A 19,180-nucleotide genomic window follows, 5' to 3' on the forward strand; every position below is an offset into this window, starting at 1 on the left:
ACCCATGGGTATCACGAGTCAGGAATGCGAGCACCTGTGCAGAAGATGCGGCCTCGTCGCTCAGGCAAGCAGACGGCCTCCGCAGGGGGCACGCAGCCCACTCCCGGCACCGCCACCGACGTCCCGCCGGCCGGCAAGGGGCGCAGGACACACGTACGGAACCGGCTGATCGTCGCCGTGGCCGTGGTGGCCGCCGCCATCGCCGGAGCCGGCGTCCCCTCGGTCGTCGCCGCCTCCGGGCAACTGCACGACTCCCAGGAGCTGGTGACCCTCGCCGCGCAGACCGAGGACGCGCTCACGCTCGCGCACTCGCTCGCCGACGAGCGTGACGAGGTCACGTCCTACATCGCCGCCGGACGGCCCAGGTCCAAGGCGCCCAGCGAGCAGCGCAGCGCCCGGGTGGACCGGCAGGTCGAGGAGCTGCGCGCCGACCCCGACGCGCCCGCCTCGCTGCGCGACGACCTCGACGGCGTCGCGGCCCTGCGCAGGTCCGCGCTCACCGGCCAGAGCACCGCGCTCCAGGCCCACGAGGCGTACTCCGCAGCCATCACCGAACTGCACCGGCTCGCCGAGCGGCTGGCCGAGCAGATGCCGCCGCGCGCCGGATCCGGCGCCTACGCGCTGGCCGAACTCGACACCGCCGTACAGCAGGCCGCCGCCGTCCGCGGACTGCTGCTCGCCGCGCTCAGCGTGCCGACCACCACCGAGACCGTCATCGACCCGATCACGGGCCTCGCGAGCACCCAGAAGACCTCCTCGGCCGCCGACACCAAGCAGCGCGCCGAGCTCAGCGCCGCCGCCCAGCAGGCCCGGCTGCGCTCCGACGCCGCCCTCGACGACTTCCGCGACACCGCGCCCAAGAGCGCGCGCACCTCCTACGGCTCCACGGTCACCGGCCCCGAGGTCGACACGGCCGAGCGGTACCTGGCCGCGCTCACCGACCAGGCCACGCTCTCCGACCGGGACCTGGCCACGAACACCGAGCGCGCCGAGGCCGCCCTGTCCGCCCGGGTCGACTCGATGCGCGGCGCGGAGTCCGCCCTCTACGACCGCCGCACCAAGGCCCTGGAGCAGCTGCGCGACGACGACGTCACCGCGCTGGAGATCCGCATCGCGATCCTCGGTGCCCTGATGCTGCTCGCCGTAGGCGTCGCCACCGGCATGGCCCGCAGCCTCACCCGGCCCCTCGCCGTCCTGCGGCTCGGCTCCGCCCGGCTCGCGCACGCCGAGGACCCGGCGGCGGAAGAGCCCGTCAAGTTCACCGGCCGCAACGACGAGTTCGCGCAGGTCGTCAACTCCGTCAACGCCCTGCACGCGCACGCCGTCGCCCTCCACGAGCGCATCGCCACCCTGGAGTCCGACCGCAAGCACCTGGTCGGGCAGCGGCAGAAGATGGCCGACGCCCGCGAAGGACTGCGCAGCGAACTGGCCGACTCCGCCGCCCAGTTGGAGCGGCTGCGGGACAGCATCGGCAGCACCTTCGTCAACCTGGCGCTGCGCACCCTCGGCCTGGTCGAGCGGCAACTCGCCGTCATCGAGGGGCTGGAGGAGCGCGAGCAGGACCCCGAGCGGCTCGCCACCCTCTTCAAGCTCGACCACTTCGCCACCGTCATGCGCCGGCACAGCGAGAACCTCCTCGTCCTCGCGGGCACCGAGCATGTCCAGCAGCACGCGGGACCGGTCCCGCTCGTCGACGTGGTCCGCGCGGCCGTCAGCGAGATCGAGCGCTACGAGCGGGTCCGCATCGCCGCGCTCCCGCCGCACGCGCACCTCGCCGGGTTCGCCGCCGACGACCTCTCCCACCTGCTGGCCGAACTGATGGAGAACGCGACCTCGTTCTCCCCGCCCGACCTGCCCGTCGAGGTCTCCGGCTGGCTGCTGGAGAACGGCGAGGTCATGCTCTCCGTGCAGGACGAGGGCATCGGGATGACGGGCGATCGGATGACCCGCCTCAACGCCCGCCTCGCCGACTTCGACCCCGAGGCGACCTACGACCAGGAGGGCGAAGGCGGCCTGGGCCTCGGCCTCTACGTCGTCGCCCGCCTCGCCCACCGCCACGGGGTCCGCGTCCAGTTGCGCGAGCAGAAGCAGGGCGGCATCGCCGCGGTCGCGGTCCTGCCCAAGAGCCTGCTGGCGCCGGCCCCCGCCGCCGCGGTCCCCTCGGCCACCCCGCAGCCCGGCGCCGCCCACGCCTTCTCCCTGCCCGGCGCCGACGCGGAGGCCAACTCCAACGTCCTGCGCGGCCGCGCGAAGAACGCCGACCCGCTGGTGGAGCTGGCGGAGCAGGCCGTACGGGAGACGGCGACCGGGGGCGGACAGGAGGGACAGGAGGACCGTGTGGCCGCGGAACCCGTCGAGGCGGGCCGTACGGAGCCCGAGGCGACGCCCGCCGAGACCACGATGGAGCTCCTGATCCCGGCGCCCGCCGAGGAGCCCGAGGAACCGGCCGCCGACCCCTACGCCATCGGCCCCGACGCCCATGAGCGGGCCCGGGACGAGCGGGACGAGACGCAGGAGCGCGTCACCGACAAGGGCCTGCCCAAGCGCACCCCCAAGATCACCACCCCCTCGGCCGTTCCGCGTCAGCGCAGCGGCTCGGTCGACGCCGAGGCCCTGCGCAAGCGGCTCGGGGGCTTCCGCCGCGGCGCGCAGGCCGGCTATCGCGACGTCGAGGCGGAGATCGCCGAACAGACCGGTCAGAGCAAGGCACCGACCGCACCAAGCACCGAATCCGAAGCAGCCACGGGGGGCACAGTCGAGGAGGCAAGCAGTTGACCGCGCCCAGTACCTTCGGACTGAGCAGTGAAGCCCGCAACCTGCACTGGTTGTTGACGAATCTGGTCGAGGAGGTGCCGGGCATCCAGTCGGTAGCCGTCGTCTCCTCCGACGGCCTGCTCCTCCTCTCCTCGGACCAAGCCCGCAACGACGCGGCCCGGGAGGCGAGGTCCGACCGGCCCACCGGACCGCGCGGCTCCTCCGCCGACCTCGCCACCGTCGTCTCCGGCATCGGCAGCCTCACCATCGGTGCGGCCAAGCTGATGCAGTTCGGCGCGGTGAAGCACACGATGGTCGCGATGGACGAGGGCAGCCTGTTCGTGATGTCCATCAGCGACGGCTCGCTGCTCGGTGTGCACGGCTCCGCGGACTGCGACATGAGCGTGGTGGCGTACCACATGGCGCTCTTCGTCGGCCGTGCCGGGCACGTCCTCACCCCCGAACTCCGCAGCGAGCTGCGGAAGTCCCTCGAGGCCGCGTCAGCAGGGAGTACCCGATGAGCAACGCCCCGAAGAACAGGCCCCACCTACCCGTGCGCGGCGGCGACCGCAAGGCCGCCCGCGTGCGCCCCTACTCGCTCACCGGCGGCCGTACCCGCTTCGGCCACGTCCTTCTCGTCGAGACGTTCGTCGCGGCACTGGAGGCACCGCAGGAGCGCAAGGAACTGACGAACGGTTCGCTCGCCACCCGTGTGATGCCGGAGATGCGGGCCATCGTCGAACTCTGCCGCCGTATGCGCACGGTGGCCGAGATCGCCGCGCTGCTGAAGATGCCGCTCGGCGTGGTCCGCGTGCTCCTCAGTGATCTCGCGGACCAGGGGAAGATCCGTGTGTACGGCACCGGAACCGGTCACGGCACCGGCCGCCCGGACCGCGCTCTGCTCGAAAGGGTGCTGAGTGGACTCCGTCGTCTTTGAAGGCACTGGTTTTGAAGGCACCGATGAGGACCTGAAGTCCTGGCAGACGGACCGCACCCGGGCCCCCGTCGCCACGAAGATAGTCGTGGCGGGCGGATTCGGCGTCGGCAAGACCACGCTGGTCACCGCCGTCTCGGAGATCACGCCGCTGCAGACCGAGGCGCTGATGACGGAGGCCAGCGAGGACACCGACGACCTCACCTCGACGCCCGGCAAGCTCACCACGACCGTGGCCATGGACTTCGGCCGCCTCACGCTCGACGACGACCTGGTGCTCTACCTGTTCGGCACGCCGGGCCAGCAGCGGTTCTGGTTCATGTGGGACGACCTGGTGCGCGGCGCGATCGGCGCGGTCGTGCTGGCTGACACCCGGCGGCTGAAGGACTGCTTCCCGGCGCTGGACTACTTCGAGAGCTGCGGGCTGCCGTACGTCGTCGCGGTCAACCACTTCGACGGCAGTGAGCTGTTCGAACCGGAGGACGTGCGTGAGGCGTTGACGATCCCCGCCCACATACCTGTAATGATCATGGACGCGCGGCGGCGGATCTCGGTCATCGAGACCCTCCTGTCCCTCGTCGGCCATGCGCTGGACGTCACCCCCGAGTAGGAGAACAGCCCCGGATGCGGAAGATACTCGTCGTCGGAGCCGGCCAGTCCGGACTCCAGCTCGCCCTCGGACTCCAGTCGAACGGGTACGAGGTCACCCTGATGTCCAACCGGACGGCGGACGAGATCCGCTCCGGCCGGGTCATGTCCACGCAGTGCATGTTCCACACCTCGCTCCAGCACGAGCGCGATCTCCAGCTGAACTTCTGGGAGTCCCAGGCCCCGAAGATCGAGGGGCTCGGCGTCTCGGTGGCGGCCCCCGGCTCCTGGGGCGAGGGCCCCGCGGCGCGCGCGATCGACTGGCTCGGACACCTCGACGGGTTCGCGCAGTCCGTCGACCAGCGGGTGAAGATGGCCGGCTGGATGGAGACGTTCGCACAGCGCGGCGGACAGCTGGTCATCCACGGCGCGGCGGTCGGCGACCTCGACTACTTCTCCCGTACGTACGACCTGGTGATGGTGTCGGCGGGCAAGGGCGAGCTGGTCCAGATGTTCGGCCGGGACGCGGAGCGCTCCCCGTACAGCGAGCCGCAGCGCGCGCTGGCCGTGTCCTACGTCCACGGTCTGGGCGAGCGTCCGGAGCACCCGGACACCGAGGCCGTCCGCTGCAACCTCGTCCCCGGCGTCGGCGAGTTGTTCGTCATGCCGTGCCTGACCACCTCGGGGCGGGCCGACATCCTGTTCTGGGAGGGCATACCCGGCGGCCCGCTCGACGTCTTCGACGGCGTGAAGGACCCGGCCGAGCACCTCTCCCTGACCCTGGAACTCATGGAGAAGTACGTGCCGTGGGAGTACGCCAGGGCGACCAAGGTCGAACTGACGGACGCGGGCGGCACCCTGAGCGGGCGATACGCGCCGACGGTGCGCAACCCCGTCGGGCGGCTGCCCGGCGGCGGGCTCGTGCTGGGCGTGGCGGACGTCGTCGTGGCGAACGACCCGATCACCGGCCAGGGCTCCAACTCGGCGTCCAAGTGCGCCGCGGCTTACCTCTCCTCGATCCTCGAACACGGGGACAAGGAGTTCGACGAGACCTGGATGCGCGCCACTTTCGACCGCTACTGGGCCACCGCGCAGCACGTCACCAAGTGGACCAACGCCATGCTGGCGCCGCCGCCGGAGCACATCCTCAACCTGATCGGCGCGGCCGGTCAGCTGCAGCCGGTCGCCGACCGCTTCGCCAACGGCTTCAACGACCCGGCTGACTTCGAGAACTTCTTTTACGAGCCGGAGAAGACCGGGGCGTATCTGGCTGAGGTTTCGGGGGCTTGACCCGCGGGCGCACGGCGCCCAGGACCGGGTTCGACGCGATCGGGGAGATCTTGATCTTCTCCCCGGTGCGCGGGGCCTGGACCACCTTGCCCTTGCCCAGGTACATCGCCACGTGCGTGGCGTCCGGGAAGTAGACGACCAGGTCGCCGGGGCGCAGCTCGGTCAGCGGGACGCGTTCGAGCCGCGCCCACTGCTCCTGGCTGGTGCGCGGGATGCGGGTGCCCGCGTGGGCCCAGGCCTCGGACGTCAGGCCTGAGCAGTCGTAGGACTTGGGGCCTTCCGCGCCCCACTTGTAGGGCTTGCCGAGCTGCTTCTTGGCGAAGCGGATCGCTCGGGCGCTCTCCCGGGTCGGCTTGTGGTCGTCCTTGGCGAGGGCGCCCGACGCGAGGAACGCCCGCTGCGCCTTCGCGGTGTCCTTCTTCTCCAGTTCGGCCAGCGCGTCGATCTGCTCGGCGGTGAGGGAGGCCAGGAGCGCCTCCACCTTCTTCAGCCGCTTCTGTACGTCGTCCCTGTTCTTCTTCTGCCGTTCGGCGAGGGCGAGTTGGTCGTCCAGGGCCTTGCGCGCCCGGCGGGCCAGGTCGGCGGCCCGGTGTTCGGTGCCGGTCAGCCGGCCGACCGTCTCGGCGCGCTCGCGGGCCAGGCGGGCGATGACATGGCCCTGGTCGAGGGCGTGCTGCGGGTGGCGGGCCAGGAGCAGCCGGACGTAGGGGGAGATGTCGCTGGTGTTCTGGTACTGCTGACGGGCCAGCCGGCCGGCGGCGCCGCGGCTGTCGTGCAGGGAGAGGCGGGCGCGGGACAGGGCGATGTCCAGACGGGTCACCTCGGCGCGCTGCTTCTTCAGCTTCTCCTCGGTGGCGTTGTACGTCTCCGTGGCCTGTTCCGTCTCCCGGTACAGACGCTGAAGGTCCGTCAGCAGGGCAGCGGTGGAACGCTCCTGTGGTTCGCGGGGCGTGGGGGCCGCCGTCGCGTGGGCGGGCACGAGGAGCGTGGCGGCCGCCACGGCCGCCGTACACGCCAGACGCGGAAACCGTCCTGACACGTCATCACCTCCGGTACGAAGAGTCTCTCTCCTCCGCACCGCGAACATGGGGTGACGGCGCCGGGTACGCGTGGTGGCTGTGCGCGGTTCGGCGCAGCGCGGTCACTCGTCCGGGTCGCGCGGCTTGCCGGGCGGCGTGGTGCCTGGCTTGGACCACGGCCAGTTCAGACGGCGGCCCTGCTCGCCCTCGGGGGCGTACTCGTACTTCCAGCGCCGGGTGAGGGCCGGGCGGGCGCCCTGGGTCCGTGCTACGCGGCGGTAGACGAGGACGGTGGGCGGGCCGCCCTGCGGGTCGGGGACCGGGATGCGGTACGTCTTGGGCGGGTGGCCGGTGATGCCCAGCAGGACGGGGAGCACGCGGCCGTCCATGGGGCCGCCCTCGAAGGGGGTGTCTTCGCTCTTCACGGCAACAGTCTCGGCCATCGGACCCTAGGCCGTGTCCTAGAGGTCCGCCGCCAGCCGTTCGGCCAGCGCGGCCGTCTGGGGGTCCCGGGCTGCCGTGACGGCGAGTGCGGCCTCGAACTGTTCGACGAGCCAGTCCCGCAGTTCCGGCAGCGGGGGCTGCTTGCCCTCGTCCAGCCAGATCAGGGAGGCCGCCTCGACCGCGGTGATCCACATCCGCACGGTCATGCGCAGGTGCAGGCCGGGGTCGGTGACCTCGAGGTGGCTGAGGATGTGCTCGGCCGCGGATCGGCGTACGCCGTCCACTATGGCGGTCGTGCGGGAGGTCTCCACCACGCTGCCGCCCTGGAGCAGGGCGCTGAAGCCGGTGTCGTGCTGGTCGACGAAGGCGAGGTAGCGGTCGAGGGCGTGGGCCAGGCGGGGGAGGAGGGGGCCGTCGTGCGGTTCGTCGAAGCACTGCTGGAGTTCTTCGGCGGCCGAGCGCAGGGCGGCCTCGTAGAGCTGCTGCTTGCCGCCGGGGAAGTAGCGGTAGACGAGGGGGCGGGAGACGCCGGCCGCCTCCGCCACGTCGTCCAGGGACACGTCCTCGGGGGTGCGGTGCGCGAAGAGGGTGAGGGCGGCGTTGAGGAGCTGGGTGCGGCGCTCCTCGACGCTCAGGCGGCGGTAGGCGGGAGTGGGGGCCGAGGGCGTCATGACCAGCAGCGTAGTCGGGTGTGTGTGCCTGCGGCGCCCGTGCGGGTTCGGTGCGGGCGCGGGTAGCGCCTGCGGTGGGGGTGTGCGTCGGGGCCGCGCCGGGGGGGTGTCCGTCCTCGGTCGGGCGGTTGCCCTCGGGCAGAGAGGCTCGCGCTCGTTGACGCCCGCCGCTGCGGGCGGACCCCCCCCGGGCACGTCCCCTTGCCGCCGTACGCGGGTGCCGGTGCGTGGGGCTACGCCAATAGGCCCGATGACCTCCAGAGGCGGCGGCCCACTCCGCGTAGGACTCCGATGTCGTCCAGGAAGTCCGTCAGACGCTTCGCCCCTGTCTGCATGACCTCCCGGCGGTGGCCGCTGGCCTTGACCTGGGCCATGGCCTCCCGCTTGTCGAGGCCTACGTTCGCGTAGACCTCGGGGTTGACGAAGGCGACGGAGAAGACGCGGGCGAACTCGCCCGAGGTGACGCGGGTGAACTCCTGGGACCACTTGGGGGCCGTCACCATCTGGCGGCGCAGCTCCTCGCGGGCGTAGCGGACGTGCCGGGCCTCCTCGACCACGTGGATGCGGGTGACGCCGCGGATGAGGGGCTGGACGCGCTCGTCCGGGAAGGTCAGGCGCTGCATCCAGTCGAGGACCTCCTCACCGAGCAGGGTGGCCGTGAAGGAGCCGGGGGTGGTGGAGATCGTCTTGAAGAGGCGGCCGAGGTTCTGGTGGACGCGGCTGACGGGGTACCAGGGGGTGCCGCCGTGGGATATCAGGCGGGCGAACATCTTGGAGTGCCGGCACTCGTCCTCGATCTCGGTGAGGGCGTAGCGGACGTGGGCGCTCGTCGCCGCCTTGTCGTAGATGTGGCGGACCAGGAGCTGCATGAGGATGATCTCGAACCAGATGCCCAGCGAGGCCAGTGCCGCCGACTCGTGCTGGGAGAGGAGGATGCGCTGCTCCTCGCTCATCCGCTTCCACAACGGGGTGTCGTAGAGCGAGACGAGCTCCGGGGGCCAGAACCACTTGCCCTCCTCGAAGGGGGCCTCCCAGTCGAGCTCCTTGTCGGGGTCGAAGGAGTGCTTGGCGGAGGAGGCGAGGAGGCGTTCGGCCACCTGTTCGCGGTCCTTGAGGTGGCCGAGCGCGTCGCGCAGTCCTTCGAGCGCGTCGGCTTCCGTCAGGGTCGTCATCGGTCGCTCACCTCAGTTACCGGGGGTACGTCGTCCGCGTCTTATGAGACTGCCTGTCAGCAAGGGCGTCAATCCCTCGCGCGGTACTTGTTGACCCCGCGTCTACCCCGTGTGAGCCTGCGGGGCATGCCGACATTCGACCTGTACACCAACGATCCGGGAGAACCTCTCTGGCAGGTGCCGGCGGCCGGCGCCGCCCGTTTCAGCTGGGAGTACGACGACGGGCGCGACCGGCTTCTGGCCCTCTACCAGAAGGGCAAGGACAAGCAGTGGGACGGGCAGCTCAGAATCGACTGGGATCTGGAGGTCGATCCGTTCGACTCGCTCGGTACGCCGGAGGAGGCGATGGCGCTCTACGGGACGCCGTACTGGGCGAAGATGAGCGAACGGGAGAAGGGCGATCTGCGGCAGCACTACGCCTCCTGGCAGTTCAGTCAGTTCCTGCACGGTGAGCAGGGCGCGATGATCTGCGCGGCCCGGATCGTGGAGTCGGTGCCGGACATGGACGCCAAGTTCTATTCGGCGACGCAGACGATGGACGAGGCGCGGCACGCCGAGATCTACGGGCGTTTTCTGCACGAGAAGATCGGCATGGTCTATCCGATCAACGACAACCTGCAGGCCCTGCTGGGCGACACCCTGCGGGACAGCCGCTGGGACATGCCCTACCTCGGGATGCAGGTGCTGATCGAAGGGCTCGCGCTGGCCGCCTTCGGCATGATCCGGGACACCACCACCAAGCCGCTGCCCAAGCAGATCCTGGCCTATGTGATGCAGGACGAGGCACGGCACGTGGCGTTCGGGCGGATGGCGCTTCGGGACTACTACAAGCAGCTGACCGATGACGAACTCCGTGAGCGGGAGGAGTTCGTCATCGAGGGCTGCTATCTGATGCGGGACCGGCTGCGGGGCGTGGAGGTCCTGGAGAACTTCGGCATCCCGAAGGCCGAGGCGGAGCAGCTCAGCGAGCGGTCCGAATTCCTCCGGCTTTTCCGGCGGTTGCTGTTCTCGCGCATCGTCCCCTGCGTGAAGGACATCGGGCTGTGGGGCAAACGCCTTCAGCAGGCCTACGTCGACATGGGGGTCCTGGAAATGGGCGACTCCAATCTGGATCTGCTGATGGCGCAGGACGAGGAGATCGCGGAGAAGCTCGACGCCGAGCGCTTCGGGGCGGAGGAGCGGGAGCGGGTGGCCGAGGTCGAGGAGACCATCGAGGCCGGGACCGAGGGCTAGGGACCGTCGCGGGGATCAGGACCTAGACCGAGCAGCCGAGCCCGTCCGGCACCTCGCCGAACACCGGCTGCGCGCCCTGCGGCGGGAACGACGTGCGCAGGGTGAAGGCGTACGGGGTCGGGCCGTTGGTGCGCAGGTGCAGCAGGCGGGACTCGGCCTCCGCGACGGTGGGGCGGTGGCCTGTGGGGACCCACCACAGGGTCACCATCGCCTCCTGCACGCGTTCGAACCACTCACGGCGGCGGGCCAGCATCTCGCGGTGGCGCCCCTGGTACATGTACGCCGTCAGCGCGTTCGTGTCGCGCCACACCGACATGTTGATGATCAGCCAGTCGTCGCCGAAGACGCTCACGTCCGTCGCGTCACCGCTGTCGCCCTCCAGCCGCCAGACGAAGCCGTCGGCGGCGTCGGCGTCGGCGTTCACCGGGTCGAGACTGTCGACGAAGTCCTTCAGCTGGGGCGAGTCCAGCGGGGCCTTGAGGCGGGCGATGTTGACCTGGGCGAGTTCGAAGGCGGCTTCCTGAGCGGGTGATGTCGTCATGGACCGAACGATAGGTCGGGCGGGCGGCGGGGCCCAGGGGGTATCTCAGTGGGTGAGCATCAACGGCCCTCGCCCTGCGGTGACTTCAGCACCGCCTCCATCACCGCCCGCGCGATCGGCGCCGCGTCCCCGCCCCCGCTGATCTCGCCCCGGTCGGCGTCCGCGTCCTCCACCACCACCGCCACCGCCACCTTGGGCTCCAGGTCACGGTCGCCCTTCGCCCAGGAGACGAACCAGGCGTACGGGGTTCCGGAGTTGCCGAGGCCGTGCTGGGCGGTACCGGTCTTGCCGCCGACCGTCGCGCCCGGGATCCAGGCGCCCGTGCCGGTGCCCTCCCGCACCACGTCCACCATCAGCTCCTTCAGCAGCCGGGCGGTCGAGGGCCGCATGGCCTGCCGCACCGGGCGCGACCCGCCCGTCGACACCGTGGAGCCGCTCGCCCGGGTCGTGCGCTCCACCAGGTACGGCGACCGCACCTGACCACCGTTGGCCACGGCCGCCGCGACCATCGCCATCTGCAGCGGGGTGGCGCGCGTGTTGTACTGCCCGATCGACGACAGGGCGAGCTGCGCCTGGTCCACCTTCGTGTCGAAGGTGCTCTCCGCGACGGAGAAGGGGACTCTCAGGTTCGCGTCGTTGAAGCCGAAGGCCTTGGCCGTGCGCACCATCCGGTCCACCCCGACCCTGACCCCAAGCCGGGCGAACACCGTGTTGCACGACCACTCGAACGCCTTGCGCAGGGGAACGTCCTCGCAGCCCTCGGACTCGTTGGTCAGCGAGGTCCTGGTGCCCGGCAGGCGGTACGGATCCGGGGAGTCGGTCGGCCGGTCCAGGTCCTCCACCACCCCGGCGTCCAGCGCCGCGGCCGCCGTCACCACCTTGAACGTCGACCCCGGCGGGTACGTCTTGCGCACCGCCCGGTTGAGCATCGGCCGGTCCGCGTCCCGGTTCAGCGAGGACCAGGACCTGGTCACCGAGGCGCCGTTCCCGGACAGCGCGGACGGGTCGTAGGAGGGGGCGGAGACGAGGGCCAGGATCCGTCCCGTCGCCGGCTCGATCGCCGCGACCGCCCCTTTGCGGCCGGCCAGCCCCTCGTACGCCGCCTCCTGCGCTGCCTTGCGCAGTGTGGTGACGACGTCGCCGCCGGGGTAGCGGTCGTGGGCCCCGCCGTTCCACAGGGCGAAGGGCGACAGCAGCGGGTCGGTGCCCGCCAGGACGCCGTCCTCGGAGTGTTCCAGGAGCGTCGTGCCGTACTCCTGCGAGGCGAAGCCGGTGACGGGGGCGAACATCGGGCCGTTGGTGTAGGTCCGCTCGTACCGCAGGTGCTCGCCGGTGTCATGGGATCCGGTGACCGGTTCGCCGTCGACCAGGATGTCGCCCCGCGGCTGAGCGTAACGGGCGATCGTGGTGCGGCGGTTGGCGATGTTGTCGTTGTACGCCGGGGCCTCGAAGACCTGGATGCGAGTGGCGTTGACGAGCAGGGCGACCAGCAGCAGGGCGCAGAAGAGGGCGGCGTGCCGGATGTGCCGGGTCATCGGGCCGCCTCCTCGGCCCTGGGCACGCCGAGCCGGCTGCGCGCCTTGTCGCTCAGCCGGATCAGCAGCGCCACGATCGCCCAGTTGGTGACCACCGACGAGCCGCCCTGGGCCAGGAACGGCATCGCCATGCCGGTCAGCGGGATCAGGCCGGTGACCCCGCCCGCGATCACGAACACCTGGAGCGCCACGATCGAGGCGAGCCCGACCGCGAGCAGCCGGCCGAAGGGGTCGCGCAGGGCGAGGCCCGCCCGGTAGCCGCGCTCCACCAGCAGGCCGTAGAGCAGGAAGACCGCGGACAGGCCCGCCAGGCCCAGTTCCTCGCCGGCCGTCGCCAGGACGAAGTCCGACTTGGCCGCGAAGCCGATCAGGATCGAGTGGCCGAGGCCCAGTCCGGTGCCGAGCGTGCCGCCCGCCGCGAAGGCGAACAGCGACTGGGACAGCTGGTTGGGGCCCTCGCCCGCCTCGATCGAGGCGAACGGATGCTGCCAGTCCTCGACCCTGCCGTGCACATGCGGCTCCAGCTCCCCGACGGCCACCGCGCCGAGCGCCGCCAGCAGCAGGCCCACGGCGATCCAGCCGGTGCGGCCGGTGGCGACGTAGAGCAGGACCACGAACAGGCCGAAGAAGAGCAGCGAGGTGCCGAGGTCGCGTTCGAGGATCAGCACCCCGACGCTCAGCAGCCAGATGGCGACGATCGGACCGAGGACCCGGCCGGTGGGCAGTTGCAGCCGCTCGCTGCCGAACACCCGCCGGCCGGTGTAGGCCAGCGCACTGCGGTTGGCGGCCAGATACGCCGCGAAGAACACCGCGAGCAGCACCTTCGCGAACTCGCCGGGCTGGATGGAGAATCCGGCGACCCGGATCCAGATACGGGCGCCGTTCACGGACGGGAAGAAGATCGGCAGGGTGAGCAGGACGAGGGCAGCGACGACGCACACGTAGGAGTAGCGCTGGAGCACACGGTGGTCGCGCAGCAGCAGGACGACCACGATGAACAGGGCCACCCCCAGCGTGGACCACACGAGTTGGGTGGGCGCCGCCCGGTCGCCCGGCGTCTCCAGGTCGAGCCGGTAGATCAGGACCAGGCCGAGGCCGTTGAGCAGCACGCCGATCGGCAGCAGCAGGGGGTCGGCCGAGGGAGCGCGCAGGCGCACCGCCAGATGGGCGACCAACGCGAGGACACCGAGCCCGGCGCCGTAGCCGGCGGCACCGGGCGGGACGGTGCCGGTTCTGGCGAGGCCGACCGCGCAGTAGCCGTACACGGAGAGCAGGACGGCCACGACGATGAGGGCCAGTTCGATGCCACGGCGCCGGGGGAGCGGAGCGGCGGGAGCGGGGGCGTCCGCTGCCACCAGGGTGGTTCCGGCCTTGGTCATGTCCGGAACTTACCCAAATAGTCTGTCTTGTGCGCTCTTTGCCCAGTGGTCCACTCGGATCACCCGGCCCCCCCGGATGGCCTACCGCAGTGTCAGTTTCGCGACCGCCCCGCCATCCACGGCGTTCGAGAACGCCAACCGCGCCCCCAGCACCTCCGCCTGCCCCAACGCGATGGTCAGCCCCAGCCCGTGCCCCCGGGAGCCCCCTTCCGTACGGAACCGCTGCGGCCCGTGCGCGACGAGGTACCGCGGATAGCCGTCACCGTGGTCCCGCACGGTGACCTCCGGCCCGTCCACCGTCAGGGAGACCGGCCCGCGCCCGTGCTTGTGCGCGTTGGCCACCAGATTCCCCAGCACCCGCTCCAGCCGCCGCCGGTCCGTCTCGATCACGACGTCCCGCAGGACCACGACCTCCGTCGCGGTCCCGGACGCCCGCACCACCCGCTCGGCCAGCGCCCCGAGCGGCTCGCTGTCCGGCTCCGAGCGCTCGCGCCCGCTGTCCAGCCGTGAGATCTCCAGCAGGTCCTCGGTCAGCGTGCGCAACGCGGCCACCCGGTCCCGCACCAGCTCCGTCGGCCGCCCCGGCGGCAGCAGCTCGGCCGCCGCGTGCAGCCCGGTGAGCGGCGTACGCAGCTCGTGCGCCACGTCCGCCGTGAAGCGCTGCTCGGCCAGCAGCTTGCCCTGCAGCGAGGCCGCCATCGAGTCCAGCGCCGCGGCGACCACGGCCACCTCGTCCTGCGGGCGGGTCGAGTGTTCCTGCGTACGGGGGTCGTCCACCCGGGCGTCCAGGTCGCCCCCGCTGATCCGCCGGGCCACCCGGGCCGTGGCGTGCAGCCGGCGCGTCACCCGGGTCACCGCGAACGCGCCCACCAGGACGGTCACGCCGATCGCCAGCGCCGACGACCACACGATCGCCCGGTCCAGTCCGTCGATGGTGCGGGCCTGCTGCGAGTAGTCCACCTCGACCGCGAGAGCACGCTCGCCGTCGGCCGGGCCCGCCGCCCACATGGTGGGGCGGCCGCTGTGGTCGGCGACCATCGTGCCGCGTTCCCCGGCCACCGCGAGCTCGTGCAGCCGCTCGGGAAGCTCCGGCGGGTCGATCCCGACACCGGGTCCCATGGGGTCCCCGGCCTCGAACGCCCGCGTCGCGTCATCCAGCCGGGACAGCGCGAGGTCGCGGGCCTGGCCGACGGTCTGGTTGGTCACCGAGACATGCACGAGGATGCCGAGCAGCGCGGCCAGCGCACAGCACATCACCGTGATGAAGGCGGCCGCCTTCACGGCCAGCGTGCCGGCCCACTGGGGGAGCGCGAGCCTCATGGCGTGCTCGCCGAGGCGGAAGGCGAGGGAGACGCGGAAGACGACGGGGGCGCGGACGGGTGCGGTGTCTTCTCGCGCTGCCCCGTGCGCAGCATCTCGTCGTGCGTGAGCAGCATCGCCTTCTGGTCCGCGTCCCACGTCCACTGCAGCCGGTACTCGTACCCGGCGACCTCGGACGGCGACCGAATGATCACCGACCGCCCGGCCAGCTCCACGCCGCTGATGGCGTCGTCCCAGCTCATCACCTGCACGAGCCGCTGCTTCTCGACGGTGTAGACGCGCACCGCGGTCGTCTTGCCGGGCATCAGCCGGAAGCCGAGCGTGAGCTCCGGGTGCCCGTCGCCGGTCAGGTCCCGGTAGTACGGCCGCAGCACCGGGCAGCCGCCGTGCCCCGCGCCGGCGGCGCACCGGGCCATCAGACGGCCGGTGTCGCGGTAGGGCGCGTCCTTGCCCTGATAGTCCCCCGGGCTCTTGTCGAGCTCCTTGCGGACGACCGTCACCGGGTTCACGTCACGGATGTCGCCGCCGGCGACCGTGACGCCCTTCACGACCTCCCGGTTCACCTCGCCGATCTCATAGGCCGGCCGGGACGCGGGCGTCAGCATCGGCCAGAGCTTGTCCGGGCTGACCGCGGTCTCGGTCGGGCCCGCGCCCTGGAGCCCCCCGGCGTCGCCGCAGGCCGTCGCGGCCGACAGCAGCAGTGCGACGAGGGCACTGAGCGCGCCGGTGCGCGTGAGGCGGCTGCGGGGCACGGTTCTCCTGGGGCTCGGGGTGAAGGTCGGCCCGTACACCCTATTCGTACGGAAGTCCTTTTTGCGCACTCGGTGGGCGGACGGGCGACGGCTACTCGGCGAGCTCCTCGAGCAGCCGGGCGGTGGGCAGGCCGGCCCGGAGGTAGTCGACGAACAGCTCGTTGTGCAGGGCCCACGGCGAGCGGCGGGAGCGTATCAGCCGGATCGCCTGTTCGGCGGAGCGGCTGGAGCGGGTCAGCGCGTGGGCGATGACCAGGCCCGAGCGGTTGTACCCGTGATAACAGCGGACGAGGACCCTGCGGCCCTCGTCCAGCGCCTCGCGCGCGGCTTCCGCGAGCCGTATCACCCCCGCGAGCTGGGTGCCGTCCAGCGGCCCGTCGGGGATCGGCCACACCTGGTGCTCGACGCCGGGATCGGGGCCGTACCCGGGCAGCCGCAGCAGCGTCTGCACGAGATCGAACTCGTCCCGGACGACCGCGAACTCCAGTTGCCCCGAGCGTCCCCGGAACTCGTGTCCGCCCATCCACAGGCCGGGCACGATCTCGTTCCACGGGCTGTCCGGTGCGGGTACGTCGGGTTGCTTCCTGCGGGTACGCAACGGCGCCTCCCCAGCCACCCCGAGGGGGGTCTGCCCAACTCCTCTCAAAGGTAACCGGGTTCTTGCCCCGGCAGCACCCCGCCTGTTCCCATGGTCATGGGGTGATGGTGCATGAGCGGACTGCGCGTCATACCGACCTGGCGACACGGTCAGGAACGGCTCTACGTCTGCCGCACGGACGGGCGGAATCTCGCCTGGTACGACCGTGAGGCGGGCCGGGTCAACCTGCTCAGCGACGACCGCAGGGACGAGGTGCTGGAGGCGCTCGGCCCCTTCATCACCGGCCCGGTGACGGTCGGCCCGCCCCCGGTGCCCACCCCTGCCGAGCTGGCCCGGCTGACCCTGCACCCGGACGACGACCTGGCGCCCAACCGGCCCGGCGAGGCGCTCCTGGTCGCCCTGGACCGCGACCCGGGCCCCGCGCACCGGCTGCGCGCCGACCCCCGCCGTCGCGCGCTGACGGCGGAGCAGACGGTCGGGGAGACGCTGGACCGGCTGGACAGCGCCGGCTGGCACGCGCTGCACTCCGTGCCGCTGCCCGGCGGCGACCGCATCCACCATCTGGTGATCGGGCCGGGCGGGCTGTTCGCGCTGCACTCCCTGTACGCCCGCAAGCAGAAGGTGACGATCGCCGACCCGGTGGTCTCGCTGGGGCGCCGGGACTCCACCCCCCTGCTGCGCCGCGTCCGCGCCGACGCCGACCGCGCCTCCTACGCCCTGACCGCCGAGGTCCGCCCGGTCCTCGTCCTGGTCGCCCCGGCCGACGTGCGCCTCACCGCGCCGCCGCGGGAGGTGCGGGTGCTGCGGGACACCGAGCTGGCGGGGCTGGCCCGGACGGGCGGGGTGCTGAAGCCGGCGGATGTGGAGGCGCTGCACGCGATGGCCCGGGACCGGAGGGTCTGGGGCGACCCCGGCTGAGCCGTGCGGCGGCCGGGTGACAGCCTCCGGTCAGGGCAGGTCGCCCGCGCGTTCCCCGTCCAGCAGGGGCGCGAGCAGATCGCCGTAGTCCTGAAGTCGGGGTGCCAGGTCGGGTGCCAGGAAGGTCAGGGCGCCGGGGGAGCGGCAGCTCTCGATCTCCTCCCAGGTGACCGGTGCGGAGACCGTGGGGTCGCGGCGGGCGCGCAGGGTGTAGGGCGTGGCCGTCGTCTTGCGGGCGGCGTTCTGGCTCCAGTCGACGAAGACCTTCCCCGGCCGCAGGCTCTTGGTCATGCGGTGGACCACGAGCCGGGGCAGGGCCTTCTCGGCCGCCACGGCGAGTTCCTTCGCGTACTCGGTCGCCCGCTCGGAGGGGGCCGGCCGGATCGCCGCGGTGAGATGGAGGCCCTTCGAGCCCGACGTCTTGGCGTACGCCTCGATCCCGTCGGCGGCCAGCCGCTCCCGGAGCCAGAGGGCGACCTCGCAGCACTCGACCACCGTCGCGGGGGAGCCGGGGTCGAGGTCGAAGACCAGCCGGTCGGCCTCGCCGGGCGCGCCGATCACCCACTGGGGCGTATGGAACTCGGTGACGAGGTTGGCCGCCCACATCAGGCTCGCGAGGTCCTGCACGAACACCATCCGCGCCGGCCCCTCGACCCGGGGCACCTCGGCCGTGGTGACCCAGTCGGGGGTGCCCGGCGGCACGTTCTTGGTGAAGAACACCTGGCCGTCCGGCCCGTCGGGATAGCGCAGGAAGGACACGGGCCGATCCCGCAGATGGGGCAGCAGGGCGTCGGCGGTGGTGGCGTAGTAGTGCAGCACCTCGCCCTTGGTGAAGCCGGTCCCCGGATACAGCACCTTCTCCAGGTTGCTGAGCGCGAGCCGTCGCCCCTCCACCTCTGTGATCGGCGTCATACGATGAGAATTCCAGAGATTGTGCTTGATATGTGAGCAATCCTGACCAAACGGACCGAAAGGGTGCTGCACGTGCGATCCATATGGAACGGCGCCATCTCGTTCGGCCTGGTCAGCATCCCGATCAAGTTGGTGAACGCCACCGAGAACCGCTCCATCTCCTTCCGGCAGATCCACGCCGAGGACGGCGGCCGGATCCGCTACCGCAAGGTCTGCGAGCTGGAGGACCGTGAGGTCACCCAGGCGGAGATCGGCAAGGGCTACGAGGACGCGGACGGCACGATCATCCCGATCACGGACGAGGACCTGGACCATCTGCCGCTGCCGACCGCGAAGACGATCGAGATCGTGGCGTTCGTGCCGAACGAGCGGATCGATCCGCTCCAGATGGACAGCGCCTACTACCTCGCGGCGGGCGGGGCGCCCGCGGCCAAGCCGTACACCCTGCTGCGGGAGGCGCTCAAGCGCAGCCAGAAGGTGGCGATCGCGAAGTTCGCGCTGCGCGGGCGTGAGCGCCTCGGCATGCTGCGCGTCGTCGGCGACGCCATCGCCATGCACGGGCTGCTCTGGCCGGACGAGGTCCGCGCGCCCGAGGGGGTCGCGCCGGACACGAACGTCACGGTGAACGACAAGGAGCTGGACCTCGCGGACGCCCTGATGGACACCCTCGGCGAGATCGAGCTCGACGAGCTGCACGACGAGTACCGCGAGGCCCTGGAGGAGGTCGTCGCCGCGAAGGCGGCCGGCGAGGCACCGCCACAGGCGCCGGAACCGGCCAAGGCGGGCAAGGTGCTCGACCTGATGGCGGCCCTGGAGAACAGCGTGCGCGCGGCCAAGGAGTCGCGCGGCGAGGAGCCGAAGAAGGCGGCCGAGGTCCGCAGCCTGCCCCAGCGCAAGTCGGCCCGGGCGGCCCCGAAGCAGACAGCGGGCAAGAAGTCGACGTCGGCGGCGAAGAAGACGGCGGCGAAGAAGACCACGGCCTCGGCGAAGAAGTCGACGGCCAAGTCGGCCCAGGGGGCGAAGAAGACGGCCGCGAAGAACACGGCGAAGAGCACGGCGAAGAGCACGGCGAAGAAGACCCAGGCCAAGAAGACGACCTCACGCAAGCGCTCGGCCTAGG

At 71.5% G+C, this 19,180-nt stretch carries 19 protein-coding genes; 8 read left to right on the top strand and 11 right to left on the bottom strand.

Going from position 1 to position 19,180, the window contains the following annotated elements; genetic code table 11:
* Positions 1-24: 24 nt before the first annotated feature.
* From ACIRD7_RS18215 to ACIRD7_RS18235, 5 genes are read left to right on the top strand one after another with little or no spacing between them, the layout of a single operon-like run.
* Positions 25-2,775 (top strand): nitrate- and nitrite sensing domain-containing protein, encoded by a 2,751-nt coding sequence (locus ACIRD7_RS18215; RefSeq protein WP_403454142.1) that lies wholly within the window; start codon positions 25-27, stop codon positions 2,773-2,775.
* Positions 2,772-3,275: a roadblock/LC7 domain-containing protein gene (locus ACIRD7_RS18220; RefSeq protein ID WP_403454145.1), complete on the top strand. Its 504-nt coding sequence runs from the start codon at positions 2,772-2,774 to the stop codon at positions 3,273-3,275. Before ACIRD7_RS18215 ends, ACIRD7_RS18220 begins: the two co-directional genes overlap by 4 nt.
* Positions 3,272-3,691, top strand: a complete 420-nt coding sequence (locus ACIRD7_RS18225; RefSeq protein ID WP_403454148.1) for a DUF742 domain-containing protein — start codon at positions 3,272-3,274, stop codon at positions 3,689-3,691. Before ACIRD7_RS18220 ends, ACIRD7_RS18225 begins: the two co-directional genes overlap by 4 nt.
* The gene (locus ACIRD7_RS18230) at positions 3,672-4,298 is read left to right on the top strand and encodes a GTP-binding protein (protein ID WP_403454151.1); all 627 of its coding nucleotides are present in this window, start codon (positions 3,672-3,674) and stop codon (positions 4,296-4,298) included. The genes ACIRD7_RS18225 and ACIRD7_RS18230 overlap by 20 nt, the downstream gene beginning before the upstream one ends.
* Positions 4,299-4,312: 14 nt before the next feature.
* Positions 4,313-5,566, top strand: coding sequence for a styrene monooxygenase/indole monooxygenase family protein (locus ACIRD7_RS18235; protein ID WP_403454153.1), 1,254 nt, complete (start codon positions 4,313-4,315; stop codon positions 5,564-5,566).
* Here the strand turns inward: ACIRD7_RS18235 and ACIRD7_RS18240 are convergent.
* The 4 genes from ACIRD7_RS18240 to ACIRD7_RS18255 all read right to left on the bottom strand — a co-directional run bounded on the left by ACIRD7_RS18240 (position 5,484) and on the right by ACIRD7_RS18255 (position 8,872).
* Positions 5,484-6,605, bottom strand: a complete 1,122-nt coding sequence (locus ACIRD7_RS18240; protein WP_403454155.1) for a C40 family peptidase — start codon at positions 6,603-6,605, stop codon at positions 5,484-5,486. The genes ACIRD7_RS18235 and ACIRD7_RS18240 overlap by 83 nt on opposite strands.
* A 102-nt stretch (positions 6,606-6,707) precedes the next feature.
* Positions 6,708-7,028 (bottom strand): hypothetical protein, encoded by a 321-nt coding sequence (locus tag ACIRD7_RS18245; RefSeq protein WP_403454157.1) that lies wholly within the window; start codon positions 7,026-7,028, stop codon positions 6,708-6,710.
* A gap of 18 nt (positions 7,029-7,046) precedes the next feature.
* Positions 7,047-7,700 carry a TetR/AcrR family transcriptional regulator gene (locus tag ACIRD7_RS18250; protein WP_403454160.1) on the bottom strand — a complete coding sequence of 218 codons (654 nt, stop codon included), beginning with the start codon at positions 7,698-7,700 and terminating at the stop codon, positions 7,047-7,049.
* Between the two features lie 233 nt (positions 7,701-7,933).
* Positions 7,934-8,872 (bottom strand): diiron oxygenase, encoded by a 939-nt coding sequence (locus ACIRD7_RS18255; RefSeq protein WP_403454162.1) that lies wholly within the window; start codon positions 8,870-8,872, stop codon positions 7,934-7,936.
* Between the two features lie 126 nt (positions 8,873-8,998).
* Here ACIRD7_RS18255 and ACIRD7_RS18260 point away from each other — a divergent pair, with 126 nt between their 5' ends.
* Positions 8,999-10,105 (top strand): ferritin-like domain-containing protein, encoded by a 1,107-nt coding sequence (locus ACIRD7_RS18260; RefSeq protein ID WP_403454165.1) that lies wholly within the window; start codon positions 8,999-9,001, stop codon positions 10,103-10,105.
* Positions 10,106-10,127: 22 nt separating this feature from the next.
* Here the strand turns inward: ACIRD7_RS18260 and ACIRD7_RS18265 are convergent, their stop codons facing one another.
* The 6 genes from ACIRD7_RS18265 to ACIRD7_RS18290 all read right to left on the bottom strand — a co-directional run bounded on the left by ACIRD7_RS18265 (position 10,128) and on the right by ACIRD7_RS18290 (position 16,230).
* Positions 10,128-10,646: a DUF3291 domain-containing protein gene (locus ACIRD7_RS18265; RefSeq protein WP_403454168.1), complete on the bottom strand. Its 519-nt coding sequence runs from the start codon at positions 10,644-10,646 to the stop codon at positions 10,128-10,130.
* Positions 10,647-10,705: 59 nt separating this feature from the next.
* Entirely contained in the window at positions 10,706-12,181 is a 1,476-nt protein-coding gene (locus ACIRD7_RS18270) for a penicillin-binding transpeptidase domain-containing protein (protein ID WP_403454170.1), read from the bottom strand.
* Positions 12,178-13,560, bottom strand: coding sequence for an FtsW/RodA/SpoVE family cell cycle protein (locus tag ACIRD7_RS18275; RefSeq protein ID WP_403454173.1), 1,383 nt, complete (start codon positions 13,558-13,560; stop codon positions 12,178-12,180). Before ACIRD7_RS18275 ends, ACIRD7_RS18270 begins: the two co-directional genes overlap by 4 nt.
* An 81-nt stretch (positions 13,561-13,641) precedes the next feature.
* Complete coding sequence (locus ACIRD7_RS18280; RefSeq protein ID WP_403454175.1) at positions 13,642-14,880, bottom strand: ATP-binding protein; 1,239 nt, start codon at positions 14,878-14,880, stop codon at positions 13,642-13,644.
* Entirely contained in the window at positions 14,877-15,632 is a 756-nt protein-coding gene (locus ACIRD7_RS18285) for a hypothetical protein (protein ID WP_403454177.1), read from the bottom strand. The genes ACIRD7_RS18280 and ACIRD7_RS18285 overlap by 4 nt, the downstream gene beginning before the upstream one ends.
* A 91-nt stretch (positions 15,633-15,723) precedes the next feature.
* Positions 15,724-16,230 carry a dual specificity protein phosphatase family protein gene (locus ACIRD7_RS18290; protein WP_403454179.1) on the bottom strand — a complete coding sequence of 169 codons (507 nt, stop codon included), beginning with the start codon at positions 16,228-16,230 and terminating at the stop codon, positions 15,724-15,726.
* A gap of 111 nt (positions 16,231-16,341) precedes the next feature.
* On the opposite strand from ACIRD7_RS18290, the gene ACIRD7_RS18295 reads away from it, so the two are divergent.
* Complete coding sequence (locus ACIRD7_RS18295) at positions 16,342-17,148, top strand: nuclease-related domain-containing protein (RefSeq protein WP_403454182.1); 807 nt, start codon at positions 16,342-16,344, stop codon at positions 17,146-17,148.
* A gap of 30 nt (positions 17,149-17,178) precedes the next feature.
* Here ACIRD7_RS18295 and ligD read toward each other — a convergent pair whose 3' ends face one another.
* Entirely contained in the window at positions 17,179-18,060 is an 882-nt protein-coding gene (ligD, locus tag ACIRD7_RS18300; RefSeq protein ID WP_403454184.1) for a non-homologous end-joining DNA ligase, read from the bottom strand.
* Between the two features lie 63 nt (positions 18,061-18,123).
* On the opposite strand from ligD, the gene ACIRD7_RS18305 reads away from it, so the two are divergent.
* Positions 18,124-19,179 carry a Ku protein gene (locus ACIRD7_RS18305; protein ID WP_403454187.1) on the top strand — a complete coding sequence of 352 codons (1,056 nt, stop codon included), beginning with the start codon at positions 18,124-18,126 and terminating at the stop codon, positions 19,177-19,179.
* Position 19,180 lies beyond the last annotated feature (1 nt).

The organism is Streptomyces sp. NPDC093568, from assembly GCF_044764945.1.
GTDB lineage: Bacteria > Actinomycetota > Actinomycetes > Streptomycetales > Streptomycetaceae > Streptomyces.